A 20,732-nucleotide genomic window follows, 5' to 3' on the forward strand; every position below is an offset into this window, starting at 1 on the left:
ATAAGTTACACTATTTCTGCGGAGTTGGTTGTGACCTTTGCTAACCATTCAGGCATATCATGTGATCCTAACGCATAACTTAGCAACTTTGGTTTTATGCCTGGCACTGTATTAGTCAACAGTAATCCAACATCACGAACCATTTTTTTGATTGGGTTATTGCCATCAAATAATTGGCGCAACCCCTGCATACTAGCCAACATCAATACGGCACTATATTTACGTTTACGTTCATAACTTTGTAAATAAAGATACTGGCCGATATCTTTACCTGCGGTATTCAAACGTCGTAATTGCCCAATCAATTCAGCAACATCCATCAAGCCTAAATTTACTCCTTGCCCTGCTAAAGGGTGGATGGTGTGGGCTGCATCACCTATTAAAGCGATACGTTGACCGGCAAAATTTCGTGCATACTGGCCTATAAGTGGAAAAATTTGACGTTCACTGATTAACTGACAAAAACCGAGGCGCATATCTAAAGCTACGCTTAACTCTTTTTCAAAGGTAGACACTTCTAAATCCAGGCGTCTATGCGCTTGCATTGCCGGCAAAGACCAAACGATTGAGCAAAGATGAGGATCGTATAACGGTAAAAAAGCTAAAATGCTATCGCTATGAAAAGATTGACGAGCAGTATGCATATGGGGCAGCTCAGTTCGAATGGTGGCGACTAATGCCGTATGTTCATAGTCCCAAAAGCTAAGTGGAATATCCGCTTGTTCCCTTAGCCATGATTTAGCACCATCCGCACCAACAACTAACCTTGCAGTCAGCATCTGCTCATTATCAACAGTCATAAATACTTCATTCTCACCCCAAACAATTTTTTTCAACCTATTTTCTGTTAATAAGGTAATATCTGTGCTTGATTGAGCCTGTTGCCATAAAGTTCCACGAATAATCGAATTTTCAATGATATGTCCGAGACCGGTTAAATAATGCTCCTTGGCATCAAATTGAATATGACCAAAGCTATCCTGCTGCCAAACCTCCATGTGCTGATAACGACCAACTCGTTTTTGCACAATTGCCTGCCAAACACCTAAATGTTCGAGTAATTTCTGACTCGCTGCATTAATAGCAGACACTCTAAGTGAAGGCGCCTGTTGCGCATCAAATTGATGTTGTGGGGGAGAATTTTCAATAATGGCAATTCTCATACCACAACCCCGTAATCCACAAGCTAGAGCGAGGCCAACCATACCACCACCCACAATAACCACATCAAACGATTGCATAGTTAAAATATTCCTTGTTAAATAGCTAGAGATGAAACGATCGCCCCATTGCTTGGTGGGCTAAAATGTCACGCATAAGTGGTAGAGTCTCCATTGCCATTAATCCAACATTACGGCCGATAGCAAAAATCAAATGATTATTTGAAAATAAATGAACCAGATTATCAGTTAACTTTATGGTGCAATGTCTATCATTACAACGATGCTTTTGATACTGACTAAGAACTGAATAAGCCCCCATATCACCACCATAATTGCCTACTCCACTAATTATAGTGGCAAGGAGCATGACATCGCGCATAGCCAGATTAAACCCCTGACCGGCAATAGGATGTAAAGTTTGTGCCGCATTGCCAACCAAGACTAATCGATGACTTATAACTCTTTTTGCTTGAGAAAGTGTCAATGGAAAACAGTAACGCTCGCTAACAGCCTTAATTTCACCTAACCGCCAGCCAAACCATTTTTGTAATTCGGCCATAAATTGGTCATTACTCCATTGCATAATATGCTGCTGGTTTTCCAACGGATGACACCAAACCAATGAACTACGCCCTTTAGTCATAGGTAACATTGCCAGCGGGCCATATTGGGTAAAACGCTCAAAAGCTCGGCCGTGTGGCGCTTCGCTAGTCAAAACATTAGCAATAATTGCACACTGTTGGTATGAGTCTCGCTGCCATTCAATTTGACTGGCTTTACCAATCATTGAATCGCTGCCATCAGCCGCAACTAATAACTGTCCGGTTAAAACTTTACCCGTCTTTAATTTAACTGATACCTGCTCAATCGTGCGCTCAACAGAGATGACTTCATCAGGGCAATATAACTCAATATTTGGCGCTTTTTCCAGCTGCTCAAATAAGTGATTTCCCGCATCATGTAATTCAACCACATAACCAAGTGCAGACAGAGAATAGTCTTTGGCATACATATTCACTGCTCCAGCATGGCCATATTCTGAAACATGAATATGGGTAATTGGCGTTACATACTTTTTTAACCCGTGCCAAATACCAATTTGCTCAAACTGACGACAAGTGTCATAAGCCAATGCAATTGTTCTAGCATCAAAACCAGGATGTGATTTATTCGGTAAGCTTGCTTCAATTAATGCAACTTGAACTTTTCCCTGACTGAAAGCCGAAATAGCAAGTGCTAAGGATGCGCCGGTCATACCTCCGCCAACAATAATCACTTTCATCGTTTCATATCTCCCAACCTACTTTGCTCCAGCCATCAGTGCCTCTATCTCATCAGGATCCTTAATAACAGCCGCTGTCAGGTTTTCATTCCCCTCTTCAGTGATCACAATATCGTCTTCAATGCGGATACCAATTCCTCGATAAGCTTCGGGTACATTAGCATCCGGTGCAATATAAAGCCCAGGTTCAACGGTCAATACCATACCCGGCTCTAACGGGCGATTGCGATTGCTACCATAATCACCAACATCATGGACATCAAGCCCTAACCAATGACTTAAACCATGCATAAAAAAATGCAGGTGCGCTTTACTTTCGATGAGTTTGTCTACCTCACCTTGCAAAAGACCCAACTTAATTAAGCCTGCGATCTTTATTTTTATCACCGCCGTCATCACTTGATGAATTGTGATCCCTGGTCGATATAAGGCTAAAGCAGTGTTTAGTGCCATTAAGACAATGTCATAAATTTCACGCTGGGGTTGACTAAATTTACCATTGACTGGATAGGTACGAGTAATATCACTGGAATAACCTTGATATTCGGCGCCGGCATCAACCAGGACTAAATCGCCCGCTTTCATCACTGTATCATTTTCGGTGTAATGCAAAATACAGGCATTTTCCCCGCTGCCTACAATGGTAGTATAAGCAGGCGATTTTGCTCCTTGACTGGCAAACTGATATTCGATTTCTGCAGCTAACTGATATTCATATATATCAGGCTGGCAGGTTTGCATCGCTTTAAGGTGTGCATCAGCAGAAATTTTGCTAGCTTTACGCATTAGAGCAAGCTCTTCAGGGGATTTAAATAATCGCATTTCGTGCAACATTGGCCGCCAGTCAATTTGCGTAGATGGGGCTTTTAATTTTTGCCGACTACCTTGCCTTAACCGATTAAGTGCAGCAGCAACAATCCGATCTGCATAGGCAAATTCACCCTGAGCATGATAAACAACAGCTAAACCGTTTAATAATTGATAAAGTTGTTGATCAATTTCAGCGAAAGGTAATGCCTGATCTACGCCCAGTTCTGTCATCGCAGCTTGCTGTCCTAAACGACGACCAAACCAGGTTTCCATCGCTTGATCGCGCACACGATTAAAAAGTATGCTCTCACTAGAGGTTTTATTATATTTAATGATAACCAATACAGCTTCAGGTTCACTAAAACCAGTTAAATAGAGAAAATCACTGTGTTGCCGATAAGGATATTCACAATCTGCATTGCGCAAAACAGACGGAGCGGCAAAAAAAATCGCTGCACTGGCAGGTGCCATTTTTTTTAATAGCCTGTGGCGACGAGAAATAAATGGTTGTTGAATCATGCCTTCTCCTGCAAATGATTAAGCAATGAAATAGGTTAGAATATTATGCTTATCAATGTAATGTTGGTTTATTTTTTTTTGCTTTCATTCGCCGAACTTTTACCTCCATAAAGGCAATAAAACAGAGCTGAACTGCGACCTTAACATACTCAATGATCTCTTCCAAAGCCTGTTCTAACTCATTTTGATCGTCATTTTTGTCATAACCCAACATACCAATATTACGTAAATCCGTAACAAGTTCTTTTAGTTCTTTTTTTTCCATTAACTTTGGTTGCGTAACACCCAAGCCTAATAAAAAATGGTTAACCCAACCGGCTAAAGCATCAGCCTGCTCAAACACCTTACCATCTTCAGGTAACAACAAATTAAAAATAAAATCATTTTTATCTAAAGAGGTAAGTGTAAAGTCATAAAGTTCACGTAGTGGGTTAGTCAATATCTGTGAAAAAGCTAATCCATCATTGGTTAGTTCATAAATCGACTTTTTCCAGTTATAATCGTGATTACCTCCACAAATTAGGCCTGTAATTAAGCCGTGCATTTCTGCGGCTGTTAAAGCAACATTCTGTTGTTGCAATAGTAGCTCAAGAGTTTGATAATTAGGTAAAGATTTCTGTATTGGCATGTCTGCTCAGTTACGTTAATAATATTGATATGTAATATGCTACCATCAAGGACGGTCGCTATACTAGATAAGTGCACAAATTGCACATATATTAATCATAATTATTTTAATAGCATCAATAGAATTATGGGCAGCGAAATGCTACCACCATATTTCGTCTCCCCACATAATCAGGAAGGTATAATGTCTGCACAACCTGTTGATATTCAAATTTTAGGACGAACATTAAGGGTTAATTGCCCAAAAGAACAACAAGATGCCTTAAAATCGTCGGCGGCTGAGCTTGAGCAACGGCTAAAAGATCTCAAAAATCGAACTGGCGTTACAAATACCGAACAACTTATTTTTATCGTCGCTTTGAACATTTGCCATGAACTTGCGCAAGAAAAAATCAAAACACAGGACTACACTGATAATATGGAACAAAAAATCCGCGTATTGCAACATACAATTGAACAGGCATTACAAGAGCAAGCGCGCATTACTGGACGAACAATTACTCCGTTAGAATAAAAAAGGTGAACAAAACAACATTAGTACCAAAATAGAGTAAGAATAGGTTGCTTTCTGTATTTACTTTAATACAATAGAGACTAAGATATAGTTTAGAATTCTCTGAGATGCTCGTCAGCGGGTGAGTCCCCTGAGCCGATATTTCAAACACTTCGAATGTGGATATCTGTTTATGGTGTGCATGCCTGGTCAGCTAGGGAGAACCTAGCCACCAGGAAGCCTAAAGTTAACGATGCTACGTTCACCTTGAACCCCGGGTTCAAGGGTTACAGCCCGCAACGGCATCTTGGAGGTCCTCAATTGTTATACTACTATACTCATAATTTTACCATCCAAATATACTAAACTTCCGTATACAAAACCTGAATGATACGACAATAAATGATCCTATTATTTTATTTGGCTAGATAGATAATCCCCAATTTTATGTCTAATAACTTACAAAAACGGCAGAAAATTATCCGGCAAACAGTACGACAATATCGTCGACAATTAACATGCGAACAACAACATAGTGCGGCAGATAAAATAACTCAGCTTGCGTTAGCGCACGAACTTATACGATCTGCCTCCCATCTGGGGTTATTTCTTTCATATGATGGCGAAATCAATACTGCTCCATTAATTAAAAATCTCTGGGCCCAAAACAAAAAAGTTTACCTACCGGTTTTACATCCCTTTAATCGCTATCAGTTACTGTTTCTACAATATCGTCCTGACACTTTACTGATAAAAAACCGCTTTAATATTGCAGAGCCAACCCTTAATGTTATGGATGTTATACCAATAGCGCAATTAGATGTTCTGTTTGTGCCATTAGTGGCATTTGATAAACAAGGCCAGCGGTTAGGTATGGGAGGTGGATTTTACGATAGGTTGCTATTCAATTGGCGCAAAAAAAATTTTTTCCCAATTGGATTAGCTCATGATTGCCAATTGGTTGATAAAATTCCCACTGCACCATGGGATATTCAATTACCTGAAATTATCACACCATCAAAAAGATGGTGCTGGTAAATAATTTAACAGGAATTATCCTCATATTATATCAAGATCATAATATGTTTTTTTATGATTAAATGGTTTTTATCGGCTGTTTTTTTCCCTTGATAATATTCTGTTGCAAAATAGCAATATTTTTTTCATAAGAATTACGATAAACATCATAATGGCCGTTACTTTTATTTAAATATATTCGTTTACCCTGATATTTATCCAAATCTTGTTTATGCTGTTGGATAAAATGCTTTATTTCATCCACAGACTGGCAATCGATAGTTAATTTTATTTTTTTATTAAAAATTTTTTTATGGTTAATAATTTCCAACTGGGTTGTTTGCGTTTTTTCATCTATCGCAATAAATTTTAATGATATTTTTTCATCAATTTTTATTTTGTTTTGATTATCAATAAGTTTAGCTAAAGCAATAATTGAGATTTCATTATTGTTAACCAAAAAACGATTTAACTGTCTTTCTTTTTGATGATCTTGTTGATGAGCTAGGTGACTCTTTTTAACAAAACTTCCCATGGCAAAAGTGAAATTTCCATCGGCTTGTTTTTCCACTGCATAGATAGAAGCAAGCTGATTAAAAAACTCAGTTAATTTTTGTTTATCGGTAAAATGATAAACCCCTGCATTTGAATCAAATAGAGTAAAAATGGGTTTATAATTCTCATCATTCTCAATTGTTAGCATCACTGAATGCGCTTTTAAGCCAATATTCAAATAAATACCATCAGAATTAGCATGGAATCTATCCAATATATCAGCAAAAGATTGTGAAGAAGCTTCTAGCAAACAATAGCGTTCTATTCCAGTTATATTATCGTATCCGATATTATAGTTAGACAGAAAAAATTCAATATCCTTAGAATATGAATTAATAACATTTGCTTTTGCCTGTTTAAATTTGAAAAGAATATCTTGTATAGATAAAATATTTTCTGCTGTACAAATACGCTGCCATTCTACATAAATGTCTCTATGCCATTTAAATTGAACCAATTCATTATTTTGATTAATACTTTCTGCATAAAATTTATCAATAAAACAATTAACATCGTTTCTATTGGTAAAATGCTTACTACCTATACAAATCTCCATAATATCTTTATTATTTTGATTAATGACTTGCCTTAAATTAACCAATTTTGTTGCATAAAGTAATGCATATTTATTAATGAAATTATGCAAATAAATTGCTTCGTTAAGTAAATCATTAATTTTTGCATTAGCATGTAGTTTTTTAGCTTCAATAATGATTTTGTCATAATCATCCATATCATGTGTAATGGCTAAATTACTTAGCTGATTTAATTCTTTAATTGATTCCAAGAATTTATCACCTTGCACATAGCCACCCTGTGCAAACTGGCACATATACATTAAAGACAAGCCATAACATATTCCTTCATCAATTTGAAACCGCTTATCAGTTAAATCTAATCTAAAATACTTCTTTTTCAATAGTGCTATTTTTTGATTAAAATCTTCAAAAATATGTTTATTTTGAGAAAAAATAACATCTGGATTTTTAATTCCATTAATTGACATAATAGCTTCCTTAAAATATATCCTTCCAAGTTAATTAGATGAAATTTTAAATAAATTCAAATTCGAATTAAACCAATAATAAATACTTTTTTATTATAAAATAGTACTAATTAGTTATATTTCATATTGCTAAATTAAATAAGTTAAATTAAATATATTAATAAAAACAAATAAAACCAGCCCGCTTTAACGGGCCGTCTATTAGAAAAATAAATAAGTATAATTTATTAATAAAGCAGACGTGTGCGAATAGTACCAGGTAAAGATTTTAATTTTTGTAATAAGGCTTTTGCTATTTTTTCCGGTTGACTTGTAATATCAATCACAACATAACCAATATTCCCCCTAGTTTGCAAATATTGTGCCGCTATATTAATTTCGTCTTCCATAAAGATCTGATTAATACGATTTAACATTCCTGGACGATTTTCATGAATATGTAATAAACGATTAGTCTCTTCTGTATGGATAGGTAATGAAACCTCAGGAAAATTGACCGCCGATAAAGTAGAGCCATTATCAGAATATTTTGCTAACTTACTAGCCACTTCATGACCAATATTCTCCTGTGCTTCTTGGGTAGAACCACCAATATGAGGCGTTAAAATTACATTATCAAATCCAATTAACGGCGAGCTAAAAGGATCACCATTACTGGCTGGTTCTTTAGGAAAGACATCAATTGCCGCACCAGAAATATGCTGACTTTTCAATGCCTCACTTAATGCCGGAATATCAACTACGCTACCACGTGAAGCATTGATCAAAATCGCGCCGGGTTTCATCAACGTCAGTTGTTCTTTGGCAAACATATTCTTAGTAGTTGCTGTTTCAGGAACATGTAAGCTAATTACATCACTCATATTGAGTAATTCGGTCATAGTAGGAACTTGGCAAGCGTTACCTAGCGGTAACTTATTTTCAATATCATAGAAATAAACATGCATTCCTATATTTTCAGCTAAGATACCTAATTGAGTACCAATATGACCATAACCAATGATACCTAATTTCTTACCTCGTGCTTCGTAGCTTCCTTTGGCTTGTTTATTCCATATTCCACGATGCGCTTTCATACTCGCTTCTGGAATACGACGCAAAAGTAATAATAATTCGCCAAGTACCATTTCTGCCACTGAGCGAGTGTTGGAAAAAGGAGCATTAAAAACCGGGATGCCCCGCTTAGCCGCAGCTTGAATATCAACTTGATTGGTACCAATGCAAAAGCAACCGATTGCAATTAATTTTTCCGCTGCGGCCAAAACTTTTTCGCTAAGATAAGTGCGAGAGCGAATACCGATAAAATGGACATCAGGCATCACTGCGATTAATTCTTCTGTTGATAATGCACCTTCATGGTATTCAATATTTTCATAACCTGCTGCCCGCAGATTATTAATTGCACTTTGATGCACTCCCTCTAAAAGCAAAAATTTAATTTTCTGTTTTTGTAAAGATACATTAACCATCTACCCCATCCTATCATTAAGATTGCGGCTATCACCGATTTTTCATACCGCCATAACAAAAATTTTTTCAGTAGCAACACTATCGTTTATGCAAACAACAAAACTCATCTCAATAAAAACGCTATAACGAACAAAGAGGAAACTAACCAGGCAAAAGTAAGATTTTCATCATATTAAAACAATTATAATGATATAACTCACTAAATTTGATAGTAAAAAAATTTAAATTTAATCGAGGCAATAAATACTGCCTCAATAACCGTTCAGGGTTTTAAAAACCAGCAAACTATAGGTTTTTAGCCGTCAATTTTTCTACTCCAGTTGGCGTTGCCAGCAAAACAATATCCGCCGCGCGATTAGCAAATAAGCCTACCGTAACAACACCGGCAATTGCATTAATTTTATTTTCTAGCTCAATTGGATCGAGGATCTTTAGATTGTGAACATCAAGAATAACATTACCATTATCCGTAACCACATTTTGCCGATATTCTGGCAGACCACCTAATTTTACTAATTGACGAGCGACGTAAGCACGTGCCATCGGAATTACTTCAACGGGTAATGGAAATTCACCTAAAATATCAACCTGCTTAGATTTATCCGCGATAGCGATAAATTGCTTAGCCATTGCAGCAATAACTTTTTCACGCGTTAAAGCCGCTCCACCACCTTTGATCATCATTAAATCTGGATTAAATTCATCAGCGCCATCAATATAAATATCAACACCATCCACATCATTACTATCAAGAATGGGAATATCTAACGCGCTTAATTTGTCTGTAGAAGCAACTGAACTAGAGACTGCACCTTTGATTAAATGCTTTTGTGTCGCTAAGCTATCAATGAAATGTGCAACGGTAGAGCCTGTACCAACACCAACCACCATATCGGCTTTGATATATTCCACAGCGGCCCAGCCAACCATTTTTTTTAATTCATCCTGTGTCATAATTAGTTGCCTTATTATTTTTTATTGCTAAAACCTACTAATTAATTAGTATAACGAAATTTCCCCGGCTTTCGATTGGAAAAATATTGCATAGTAAGATATAGAATAACATCTGAATTGAATTTTAAAGAGATTTTTTCGTGATTAAACGTCCTGACTATCGAGCACTACAAGCATTGGATACCGTGATCCGTGAACGTGGCTTTGAGCGCGCAGCGCAAAAGCTATGTATCACTCAATCTGCCGTTTCTCAAAGAATTAAGCAGCTTGAAAATCTATTTGGTCAGCCATTATTGGTAAGAACGCTCCCTCCTCAACCGACTGAGCAAGGACAAAAACTACTTGCTCTGTTACATCAAGTTGAATTATTGGAAGAGCAATGGCTTGGTGACGAAAGCAGTGGAGCTACTCCGTTGTTGCTATCAGTGGCAGTAAATGCTGATAGTTTAGCAACCTGGTTTCTGCCCGCGCTCAATCCAGTACTACATGACACGCCTATCCGCCTTAATATTCAAGTCGAAGATGAAACCCGGACGCAGGAGCTGTTACGTAGAGGAGAAGTCGTTGGCGCGATTAGTATTCAATCAGAACCTTTGCCTGGCTGTCTGGTAGATAAACTGGGTGCACTAGATTATTTATTTGTTGCGTCGCCCACATTTGCGGAGCGTTATTTCCCTACCGGCGTGACAAAAAGCGCACTTTTAAGAGCGCCGGCTGTTGCCTTTGATCATCTGGATGATATGCATCAAGCTTTTGTTCAACAGAATTTTAACCTATCGCCGGGTAGTGTTCCTTGCCATATTGTTAACTCATCAGAGGCCTTTGTTCAACTTGCTAAGCAAGGTTCAACTTGTTGTATGATCCCGCATTTACAAATTATTAATGAATTGAACTCAGGTCAACTAGTCGATCTTACTCCCGGTCTATGTCAGCGTAGAATGCTATACTGGCACCGCTTTTCACCCGAAAGCAGGACAATGAAGAAAGTGACTGACGCCCTAGTAATAACCGGACGCCAGATATTAAAACAAGAAGATAATAATGTAGAAAACAATAATTAACGTTTCAATTCAAAAACAACGTCAATTTGATCGGTAAAGTCAATACTCTGTCGTTCATAAGTTTGATTGCTATCACTGGCAGCGGCAGCCTCCATTTGCGTCATCGCCTTCATTTTTGGCATTGGGTGAGGGGTTGCATCACGTGTCCGGTAATTAATACTATAATCTTTACCTAATTTAACATTAAATCCTGCTGCTAACGCCTTCGTTTGCACATTGTCAATGCCTAATTACATACTTTATACTAATTTGAACACCTACTTTGAGTTAAATATTTCAGAGATAGAGCATCAGTTAAATTCTATTTCAATGAAAAACTTAAATTTTAATAGTTTTTCTTTTATTTATTATATGAGCTATTTTTATTTATTGTTAAACTAGCTAGTAAATTATTTCAATAAAAAAATTAAAATTAATTAAAAATTATTGTAATATAATAAATATACTTAATTTAAATAATAAATTATTATGTTTAATATTAGTAAAAAATATTTAATCATACTGTACAAAAAAATTAATTTATATTTTATTATAATTAATCAAAATAGTAAAAAAGCAAAGAAAGTATTTCTTTGCTTTAATCATATTATAAAAGAGTTAATTTTATTTAATAATTATACTGCGATGTCACAAAAATATTTTGCTCATCGCCATTGTTAATAAAATCAATCAAATTTAATGATGCTCTGTCTTTTCCTTTATTAAAAGCTGATAGCTTATCGATCAAGATATTTATGCTATCACTATCCAGATATTTACCATTATTTATTCCTCCATAAACTTTTATTTTATCATCATTTGCCACTGCATTTTTAATAGTAATACTAGATTTGTTATCTCTTGATTTAATAAAATAATCTTGTTGGTTATCTGTTATATATAATCGTATATTATCATCAGAAAAATAGTGATCAAAATTTTGAATGTAAATCGTATCTGTACCACCAGCATGATTAATAGTTACATGCCCAACTTGATGATTATTAAATATTGCATTGTTCCCTTTACCACCATTAATCTCATCATATCCATTAGTAGTAATAATAGTATCATCACCTATACCACTATTAACAATATCATTCCCTTCACCTGGTAAAATAATATTATTATCCTTTGCGGTAGCAACAATATCATCCCCTATTCCAGTATCAATAATATTATTGCCATTTATCACTGTCACCATATCATCTCCAGGGCCAGCTTTAATTATATTATCGCGTCCACTTAAATCAGTAATAATATCATCACCTGCCATAGTATCTAATCGATTTTCATTCAAGCGATAACCAACTGGCAACTCAATTATATCATGACCCGACGTAGGTTCTTTAATTACAGTCATTGGAACAATTTTATTTTCGCCCTTTTTTAATGACATCATAAAACGTTGCTGATTTTTATCCTGTAGCAGGATATTTATAATTTCATTGTCAGGCATATCCTTAAAAACAATATTAGCAATTTTGCCAACTTTATCTTTATGAATAAGACAATTACCCTCAAACTCAAAATCATAGCCACTATATTCTAGTATTGTAATAATAATCTTATCTTTACTATCCAAACTATTTTTTACTTTGCTAAAATCAAAAATGATATCTTCATTAAGAGTAAAAGTAGTATCAACGTCAGGCAAATTTTTTAATGTCATGCTCTTAATAAGATAGAAGTCATTACCTTTTGAAACATAAATATAATACTGTGGAGCCAAAGCAATAATCTGATCATCGTTATCCCCAATAATAGTCATCCCATTTGATGTTAAAAATTTTGCCATGACTTTAATACCAGTAGGCATTTTATAGATATCTTTGCTAAAAACCTTAAAACTATTGTGCGCAAAATTAACTTCAACATCATTGGTATAGACATTTCCTTCATTGGGATATTTTGGTCTGACATATGCAGCTTTAAAATATTCAGTTGGATTTTTATTTTTATCTTTTTTTGAAACTAATATAGGTGATAGTAAAAAGCTATTTTGACATTTCACATTATATTCATGATTAGTAAAATAGTTGCCTTTTTCATCCTGCGCATAAACGTTTTTTAATCTTATTGCGATATGGCTTATTATGTTATTTTTAATAAATTTGGCGTTATTGATAATCTCAATTTCAATAACAATATCGTTGCCCGATCTGGAAACTGATTTTATTTCATTAATATCATAATCCAGGTAAACCACACTCTGTTGATTAGTATTTCGATAACTGTCATCAATGACAATATGTGCATTATAAGAATAGCCATTGTTAAAACGAAACGTTGAATTGGTCGCAGATGCAGATGCAATTTGTTCACTACTGCTCGTATCAGCAAAAACAAAAGCGCCTTTTATTGGATCCCAATGCTGATATTTCAAATTATCATCAGCAAATATCTCAATATGATCTTGCCAGTTATAGCGCTTAATGCGATAAACATCATGACCTTCACCACCATCAGCAATACCTTGAGTTAAAATTAAAGTATCATTACCTTTACCGCCATACAATCTATCATTACCCAGGTTACCATCTAAAACATTATCCCGCGCATCACCAACAATAATATCGGCACTATTAGCTACTACGGTTACATTTTCCATGTTTTTGATGGTAGCAAGCAACTGCGATTGCATAAATGAAGAGGATTTTTCATTATCATAACTATTAACAGCATACTGGTGATCATCAATTATCCAGATCTTTTCTTGTTCTAAATTGATCAATACACCATCCTGTCTGGTAAATCTATCCTTATCAACCCCCTGTAAATTAGTACTATTTTTTTCTGTATCAACATTAGAATTAGATTTAATTACAGGTAATTGATTAATAATTATAGAATTACTACCTGCATGTCCATCTAAATAACGAGTCTCATTCGGATAATGTGCATCAAACTTTAATATGAAAGTGTCATTTTTTTCGCCACCGATAAAGATTTTATTACCGTTATAGATCTCAAATCTATTTTTATACTGTTTAAAACCAACAATGGTATCATTACCATTGGCCGTGTTAAAAATAATACCCCCATTCTCTCCTGGCACTGACAACTGATATAGTAGCTGATTTCTATCAACTGGAATGGATTTAACTTCTTCATGATCGGTTAAATAAATAAATTGCGTATTTTTTTCAATATAAGAATAAATTGATTCTATTTTTTTTCCTGCCAGATAAAAATCTAAATCCTTTCTTTCTGGATCAAATATAAAAGTTTCATTGCTTGTTGAACTCATTACTGGGGCATAATTTTTTATTACAACAGATTCAGCTAAATATTTATCAGGATATGCCGTGGTAATTCTACTAGCTTGATCTTCGGTAAATCGGTATTTTGGATAAGTAAAGAAAGAATTATCTAAAGATTTATAGTCTATAATGCCCGCCAAAAAGGACATATCAAGGTAATTGTAATTTTCTGTTGCTTGTTCATGGGCAGAAACTTGTATTTTAGAACCATTTAATTTTTCAAGGGTTAATACTTTTGCTTGCTCCTTAGTTGTCAAACACAAACCTGATTCAATATCCCGTATATTAAACAGCGGCACTTCTGCCATTTGATAACGCTCTTTTACATACAGAGCTCGGCCATATCCTTCTGTACGAAAAATGCTAATTTGGTTCTTTATGCGTTGTAATAGTGACTCCTGGTAACCTTCTTCTTCATTATAGGCTTGTAACTTGTTAAGAACACTGGCGGGTGGTTGTTCACCAAAAGCGGTGCTAATTCCTGTCGCAAACACTTCCCATCCTGTAAGCTTGACCTTTTCTTCAATACGTTCAACAGCTCAAATGCCATTATAAATCATGCCACCAACCATTAATCCAGCTCCTACAGCAATGCCTATTGGCCCGGCAGCAGAAGAACCGGCTAAAAGAGCAACCGAAACAGTGATACTGACCGCTGCACTTACGACCGCAAGTGCTCCATTAACGATCAAATCTTGTCGCACCTCTGGATCAGTTTCGGTCGATAATTGGTGTAATGACTGATAAGCACTGTAAATATCAAATCCGGCCGACAAAGCATTTAATACTGATGTTGCGCGGCCGGCAAATTTGGCCGCAATCTCTGTTGAATCAGTTATTTTAGTTACTGATTTAAAGATGATAGGTTGCAAGATATCGGTACCAAAATTGGCCGCTGCAGCTCCATATGCCAACGCAAGTTGCCGCCTAATTTCCACTTTTTGCTCATTGGATAAACGCGGATCCTGTAATTGATCTGCCGCCCGGTTAGTTAAAATCCAAAGTTGAGCAATCCCTATAGCTTGTGAACCATAGCCCACTTTACTCATTATTCGTGCATAACGAGGCAACTTAAAGCTGGTATTATTCATTTCATGCCACATTGCAGCATCAATTACTTCACCTTTAACATAGCGATCAACATAGCCTAATTGCTGTTTTACCATCCCTACATCAGCCAACTGCGCTCGCGTTGTGAGCAGGTTATCTTGCCCTTTTTGATTGATTAGTGATTTAATTAATTTAATAAATTGCAGATCATCATGACTACCATCAAGTAGCATCAAGTGATGGCTTAACATAGCGGCGTCAAACGTCAATCGCTCAGGCCAGTCTGGCAATGATTGAATATGTCTGACTGATAGAGATTGGCCATCAATTTGTGCTCCAGCCCGTATTAATAATGGCAAGCTAATCTCAATATTATTTATTTTAACCAAATAAGTGTTAGTATCTAGCTTGGGGGGAGTGAATTGCCAAAAAACTTGTGTTTTTTCAACTGCCTGATGATCAAGTGTTAATTCATAGATGTCAAAGAGATAATCACCATTAATGTTTTCAATCATCAAATCAGCTTTCCGCTCTTTGTTCTCATTAAGGTATCGGGTCTCTTTATCTAAATACGTTTGAGATACAAGGAAAAAATCCTTTTGGGCTTGTTTGCGTTTACCACTACTAATAACAAGCTCACCAGCTTTCGGATCATAAAGCTGATATTGAAAAATATTATCTTGCCGCTTAATCACAACAGTAAAAGCATGCTCACCTGACTGCAAATAGTAAGCGCCATCCAATGCTTGCATTAACCAGTTTTTTAGTGATTGATTTTCAATCCGTGCAATATAATTAATCTTTTGCAGGTGGCTGATCGCAGCGTCAAACTCGGTTAAAAATTGCTGATCTTGAATACTAAGCTCACTTTTGCTACTAAGCTCAAGCAAAGCCTGTTGGTATGCTAATATTTTAATAAATTGTGCTTGCTTCCCTTGCTGACATGCTATGACATAAAGAGCACCCAAGGCTTGTTCAATACCCAGGCTATTAGCATTTATCTTATCCAAATAATATCCATGACTAACCGCAGATAGGGTTGCCTCACTCTGCGAACATTGTGCTGATTTAGTTAAACTGACTATATTATCCAAAACCCGTTGGCGCCAAGTAGAACTCTTCATCAAAGCTTGTTTTAATGAAAGTCCATCAAACTCACTGCCAATTTTTAAACCAAAAAACTCCTGTAATTGAGTTTGGATAAATTCAATATATTCTGGATTTGCTAGTGCCTGCATTAAATAAATTGTATCCAGTTCATTATTACTGGATGAAAAATATTGTCCTAATAGATAGCGACTATGATCGCTTAAATAGCGAACAGCATAGGGATTTGCCTGTAATTCACCAACCAGAAAAGATAATTCTGCCGATTGCTGATTTAAGGATAAACTTTTTTCCGCAATAAAAAGGGCCTTCCAGCGTAACCGAGCATCATTAGCATGATAATCACCATGAGCAAAATACTGGTTAACCTTGATACTTAACAACGGATCATAAATTGTTTGCTTAAGTTTCTTAATATTAAGTTTACCCTGCCGATCAGCAAAACTAGACAGTAATATTGCAGGATTTTCAGCAGTAATTTCTGCTAGCGTTATTTTCCCTGTTACAATATCGAGTAACATTGCCTTAATTGGTGGTTCCCCATTAATCATCAATTTTTGCGTTGTGCTATCAAGCTGAAAAGTGTTTTTTTGCTGATCATGATAATCATCCAGGAAAATACCAAGTTCAGAATCTGACGACATAAATTCTGATTTTAGTGGGTAAATTGAAACCGAAGAATTTAACCCTTTTTCCGCCAATTTTTGGCATAAACGAACAGCTACATACTGAGGATCATAAATAGCAGTATTTTCTCTTTTGCCATTATCATTAACTAGTTTGATCTCGCTTGGCACTTTAAGCGGGTATTTTTGCCGTAAAGCCAGTAATGATTGTGATAAAGTATCAGGATCCAATAACGGCAACTCATTGCCATCTAAAATCGTCCAACTGTGATTGCCGATCAATGTTAAACGTGACAAATCGCCATATTCAATAAATGACTGTTTATTTTTAACATCATACTGAATAATAATGGTATTTTCCGGTCTAAATATGGCATATAATTGCGCTTTAGTCAGATTCTGTTTATCACTAGTTAGACGAATAATGATATTCAATTTATCATTATGCTGATGAGAAAAATTTAATTTATTTTCATTAATATAATTTTTATTTACTGTCTTCCATATTGGCGCTTCATCAATGCCGTTATTAATCATTTCACTCGTTATTTTATTATAAAAATTCTCATAATCATTGTAGTCTGACTCATTAATTGCATTTTTAAATAAATCATAAGCTCGTTGGTCATAGGCAATTTTTTTGATTAGATCAATATTTAATTCTCCAGTTAGATCAGAAAATAATGGGGTCAATAATGGCTGATTATCAGTAATAAATCGTTCAAAGGAGACTTTGTCCGCCTGCAAATCATGCAATAAAGATAAAATGGCGGGCTTACCGTTAATTGTGATACTGTCTGTTGCGTGGTGATATTGATAGGTTTTTTTATAAATTCGGGCAGGCAGAAATTCATTACTTTCACTATTGATATAACCAATCCGTTTACCATGGTTATCAATAAATAAATCATTAGTATAAGCAATGATATTAGCATCAAGCGCATTTTTATTGAGTAATTGGGTCATATTAAAAGCAAAGTCTTCTTTTGCTGTTCCTGCAGCTAATTCACAACCCATTAGCACAATTTTAGCCGGCGTTTGTTTTAGTGCTAAATCATTCTTTAACCATTGCAATCCATCAACAACGGCCTTTGGTGAGAGTTGAGCAAATTGAGAAACTTGTCCATTGCCTCGATAATTTCCGTGACCAACAACTATCCAACGTGTCTTACCTGCTGGCAGTAAATTTTCGTGGTGACCATAAGCAAGTCGTCTTTTCTTTGCCGCAATATCAAATTGCCATAAAATGGTTTTTTCCGGATGTTTAGCAATTAAACCCGCAACTACCTGGTCAAGAATATTATCAGATTGAATTTGAATAATAATCGTTCGTTCATATTCCAAATATAAGTTGTTCTGTTCACTATTATTAGTTATCAACTCCGACTGTATTATCGGCAGCCCCCACTTATCAAAATCAATATTCCGATTATTATCGCCATTCATTCTTGGCGCCCGACTAAGTATTTCATAGCTTTGAGTAGTGCTATCTGGCACTACTTTATAAGCAGGCGTTGGCAATGTGTCATAAATATCATTTATATTAGCCGAAAGATCAAAATCATCCGGTAACCGGTAAACCTGAATATTATCTTTATCAAAACGAGTAAATAAATTTCGATGGGACAATGCAAATAAATTATCTTGTTCCTTATTGACCAAGTAAATTATTGTTCTTATATCAATTTGGTCAGTGCTCATAATAATTTTTTTATTTTCATATTCAATATTTGATTTTTTTTCTATTGAAAATGTGACTGTATTATTATATTGATTCAACAGTAAAAATTTTATTTCTGCACCATCATTAGTTGGAATAATATTTCTCTGACTGATTATATTATTGAGAACCATTAAGCTAATATTATCTTTTGGTGGTGTCAAATCAATTAATTTGTCACTAAACGCGCTAACTTTAACAAAAGGAATTACACATATTCTTGGGTTATCTATTTTTGCTATATTCCATTGATACTTTTCGCTAGTATATTTACTAAATTCAATAATAAAATTTTTTGCCTCAGCAAGATCATTAAATAGATATAATCCTTTATTACAATCAAAGAACGTTATATTTTTCTCATTATTACTCGGATTTACGGTAACCGTTAACACCATAGCATGATTATTCGTATATATTTCATAAAACACATCTTGATGATCGTTTTCAATACGTGAAAATAATCTATCAATATCTATAGAATGTCTGTGATAAATAGTGGAGTTTTTTGGCTTTACATAAACAATTCCACGATTTTTCAGATAATTAATTTCATCATCTACATAAATCTTATAAATTTTAATTTTAGCTTCTTCAATTGCTAATTGTATTTCGGCAATAGATTTTTTATCGGATTCCGTAAAATTTTTTTTTGCTATTAAGAAAATATCTATAAACCATCTCTCTTTAACTAATTCAGGCTTTTTAATTGTTTCATCTTTATAAATCCGCTTAATTATTTTATGCGCATTGACAGCAGCAGGATCCTCTTTAGTACGTATATAGTTTTTTACTTCTGGAATAACATAACCCCTCAATAAATTTATGTTATTAGCATAAGTATGTTCATTAAGGATATCAAAAAACACTTTATCTAAAATAACGTTTGCATATCGCCTTTCCGCTTCTATTTGATAACGTTCAATAATCCCGGCATTAATAGGAATTTCTCTATTGGCCATTTTAATTAAACGATAAAATTTAATAAAAAACATCGCTGAGTTTTGTTGCCCATTTTGAGCAATATGTGTCATATAATAACGTGTTAATCCCAAACATATACCATCGTATATTATTTTTTTCCTTTCATTACTAGTGCGTAGGAAGAATTTATTACTATTATAATCTAACCATTTTTTTGCAAACTTAAGAATTATTTCTTTTTGGTTGAAATCAATATCCCCACGTTTTATTTGATTCACCGGCATAATAAATTACCTGTTGTTAATAATCATTTTTGATTTAAATTAACACATAATATTAATAATATATAAATAACATTTTAAATATTTTTAGTAAAAAAGTTTTATTATTTATAACAATTAACTTATCTTAAATTACAAAAAATATTAAAGGTTTATTCACCTATGTTGCTTAAAAATATAAATAATAATCATTATAAATATTATCTAACTATTTTAATATCAGCATATATTCATTCTATTAATTAATAGCAGAATAAAATCCCATTTCAAACCATAATAAAAGTATAATTTTTTTTGGCTAATAAAAAGAATGATAAAAAAGAGTAAATATATAATAGATATAAATATGTATTATCTAATTATAAGTATATTGATGATAATTGATGATAATTGATGATAATTGATGATAATTGATGATAATTGATGATAATTGATGATAATTGATGATATAAAAAATATAATTATATTAATCTTAGACACTAGCTATATTTGAAATATTTACTTATAATTTTTTAATAATATTATTAATATTTCATCAAAGCTTAATAACGAATTTGTCTTCTGGTTATCATATTGTTCTATAACAATCAGAAAAAGGTATACTTAATATTAATAATGAAGCTAAAGTCTTTAGCTAAAGTTTTAACCTCAAGGATATAAGTACTAATTGCTACTTCTCAATTTTTACAATCCATTTTTTTGTTAGCTGATATATCCTGTCTGCTTGCCTTAAAAAATTTCATCCTTATGACAATAAGCTCAGTTTAGCAATCAGAGATAATGAACTTAATATAGTTTGGCTAAATAAAATACGACTATCTTTAT

The 20,732-nt window shown here is 34.5% G+C and carries 13 protein-coding genes and 1 other RNA gene; 4 read left to right on the plus strand and 10 right to left on the minus strand.

The window, feature by feature from the left end; translation table 11 throughout:
• Window positions 1-5: 5 nt before the first annotated feature.
• From ubiI to LDL57_RS11580, 4 genes are read right to left on the minus strand one after another with little or no spacing between them, the layout of a single operon-like run.
• The gene (gene ubiI, locus LDL57_RS11565; RefSeq protein WP_180558761.1) at window positions 6-1,241 is read right to left on the minus strand and encodes an FAD-dependent 2-octaprenylphenol hydroxylase; all 1,236 of its coding nucleotides are present in this window, start codon (window positions 1,239-1,241) and stop codon (window positions 6-8) included.
• Window positions 1,242-1,266: 25 nt separating this feature from the next.
• The gene (gene ubiH, locus LDL57_RS11570) at window positions 1,267-2,445 is read right to left on the minus strand and encodes a 2-octaprenyl-6-methoxyphenyl hydroxylase (RefSeq protein ID WP_180558760.1); all 1,179 of its coding nucleotides are present in this window, start codon (window positions 2,443-2,445) and stop codon (window positions 1,267-1,269) included.
• Window positions 2,446-2,463: 18 nt separating this feature from the next.
• The gene (gene pepP / locus LDL57_RS11575; protein ID WP_180558759.1) at window positions 2,464-3,774 is read right to left on the minus strand and encodes a Xaa-Pro aminopeptidase; all 1,311 of its coding nucleotides are present in this window, start codon (window positions 3,772-3,774) and stop codon (window positions 2,464-2,466) included.
• A 52-nt stretch (window positions 3,775-3,826) separates the two neighbouring features.
• Window positions 3,827-4,402, minus strand: a complete 576-nt coding sequence (locus LDL57_RS11580) for a YecA/YgfB family protein (RefSeq protein ID WP_180558758.1) — start codon at window positions 4,400-4,402, stop codon at window positions 3,827-3,829.
• Window positions 4,403-4,585: 183 nt separating this feature from the next.
• On the opposite strand from LDL57_RS11580, the gene zapA reads away from it, so the two are divergent.
• The 3 genes from zapA (at window position 4,586) to LDL57_RS11595 (ending at window position 5,932) form a co-directional block, all read left to right on the plus strand.
• Entirely contained in the window at window positions 4,586-4,915 is a 330-nt protein-coding gene (zapA, locus tag LDL57_RS11585; protein ID WP_026821802.1) for a cell division protein ZapA, read from the plus strand.
• Window positions 4,916-5,011: 96 nt separating this feature from the next.
• Window positions 5,012-5,212: non-coding RNA, 6S RNA (ssrS, locus tag LDL57_RS11590), on the plus strand.
• A 129-nt stretch (window positions 5,213-5,341) separates the two neighbouring features.
• On the plus strand, window positions 5,342-5,932 hold the full coding sequence (locus LDL57_RS11595) for a 5-formyltetrahydrofolate cyclo-ligase (RefSeq protein ID WP_180558757.1): 591 nt from the start codon (window positions 5,342-5,344) through the stop codon (window positions 5,930-5,932).
• Window positions 5,933-5,990: 58 nt separating this feature from the next.
• On the opposite strand, the gene LDL57_RS11600 is transcribed toward LDL57_RS11595, so the two are convergent.
• From LDL57_RS11600 to rpiA, 3 genes are all read right to left on the minus strand, one after another.
• Window positions 5,991-7,472, minus strand: coding sequence for a hypothetical protein (locus LDL57_RS11600; protein ID WP_180558756.1), 1,482 nt, complete (start codon window positions 7,470-7,472; stop codon window positions 5,991-5,993).
• A 227-nt stretch (window positions 7,473-7,699) separates the two neighbouring features.
• Entirely contained in the window at window positions 7,700-8,941 is a 1,242-nt protein-coding gene (serA, locus tag LDL57_RS11605; protein ID WP_180558755.1) for a phosphoglycerate dehydrogenase, read from the minus strand.
• A gap of 286 nt (window positions 8,942-9,227) precedes the next feature.
• Window positions 9,228-9,896 (minus strand): ribose-5-phosphate isomerase RpiA, encoded by a 669-nt coding sequence (gene rpiA / locus LDL57_RS11610; RefSeq protein ID WP_180558754.1) that lies wholly within the window; start codon window positions 9,894-9,896, stop codon window positions 9,228-9,230.
• Window positions 9,897-10,039: 143 nt separating this feature from the next.
• On the opposite strand from rpiA, the gene LDL57_RS11615 reads away from it, so the two are divergent.
• Entirely contained in the window at window positions 10,040-10,957 is a 918-nt protein-coding gene (locus LDL57_RS11615; RefSeq protein WP_180558841.1) for a LysR family transcriptional regulator ArgP, read from the plus strand.
• Here the strand turns inward: LDL57_RS11615 and LDL57_RS11620 are convergent.
• The 3 genes from LDL57_RS11620 to LDL57_RS11630 all read right to left on the minus strand — a co-directional run bounded on the left by LDL57_RS11620 (window position 10,954) and on the right by LDL57_RS11630 (window position 19,910).
• Window positions 10,954-11,172 carry an SIMPL domain-containing protein gene (locus LDL57_RS11620; protein WP_180558753.1) on the minus strand — a complete coding sequence of 73 codons (219 nt, stop codon included), beginning with the start codon at window positions 11,170-11,172 and terminating at the stop codon, window positions 10,954-10,956. The genes LDL57_RS11615 and LDL57_RS11620 overlap by 4 nt on opposite strands.
• Before the next feature lie 392 nt (window positions 11,173-11,564).
• The gene (locus LDL57_RS11625) at window positions 11,565-14,507 is read right to left on the minus strand and encodes a calcium-binding protein (protein WP_225505663.1); all 2,943 of its coding nucleotides are present in this window, start codon (window positions 14,505-14,507) and stop codon (window positions 11,565-11,567) included.
• A gap of 231 nt (window positions 14,508-14,738) precedes the next feature.
• Window positions 14,739-19,910 carry a C80 family cysteine peptidase gene (locus LDL57_RS11630; RefSeq protein WP_225505672.1) on the minus strand — a complete coding sequence of 1,724 codons (5,172 nt, stop codon included), beginning with the start codon at window positions 19,908-19,910 and terminating at the stop codon, window positions 14,739-14,741.
• Between the last annotated feature and the right edge of the window lie 822 nt (window positions 19,911-20,732).

The sequence above is a fragment of the Arsenophonus apicola genome (assembly GCF_020268605.1).
GTDB classification, from domain to species: Bacteria; Pseudomonadota; Gammaproteobacteria; order Enterobacterales; family Enterobacteriaceae; genus Arsenophonus; species Arsenophonus apicola.

Coding starts and splice junctions, on each gene's coding strand:
- zapA (WP_026821802.1), top strand. CDS start 4,586: ATGTCTGCACAACCTGTTGATATTCAAATTTTAGGACGAACATTAAGG.
- ubiH (WP_180558760.1), bottom strand. CDS start 2,445: ATGAAAGTGATTATTGTTGGCGGAGGTATGACCGGCGCATCCTTAGCA.
- LDL57_RS11625 (WP_225505663.1), bottom strand. CDS start 14,507: ATGGCAGAAGTGCCGCTGTTTAATATACGGGATATTGAATCAGGTTTG.
- LDL57_RS11595 (WP_180558757.1), top strand. CDS start 5,342: ATGTCTAATAACTTACAAAAACGGCAGAAAATTATCCGGCAAACAGTA.
- serA (WP_180558755.1), bottom strand. CDS start 8,941: ATGGTTAATGTATCTTTACAAAAACAGAAAATTAAATTTTTGCTTTTA.
- rpiA (WP_180558754.1), bottom strand. CDS start 9,896: ATGACACAGGATGAATTAAAAAAAATGGTTGGCTGGGCCGCTGTGGAA.
- LDL57_RS11630 (WP_225505672.1), bottom strand. CDS start 19,910: ATGCCGGTGAATCAAATAAAACGTGGGGATATTGATTTCAACCAAAAA.
- pepP (WP_180558759.1), bottom strand. CDS start 3,774: ATGATTCAACAACCATTTATTTCTCGTCGCCACAGGCTATTAAAAAAA.
- ubiI (WP_180558761.1), bottom strand. CDS start 1,241: ATGCAATCGTTTGATGTGGTTATTGTGGGTGGTGGTATGGTTGGCCTC.
- LDL57_RS11600 (WP_180558756.1), bottom strand. CDS start 7,472: ATGTCAATTAATGGAATTAAAAATCCAGATGTTATTTTTTCTCAAAAT.
- LDL57_RS11580 (WP_180558758.1), bottom strand. CDS start 4,402: ATGCCAATACAGAAATCTTTACCTAATTATCAAACTCTTGAGCTACTA.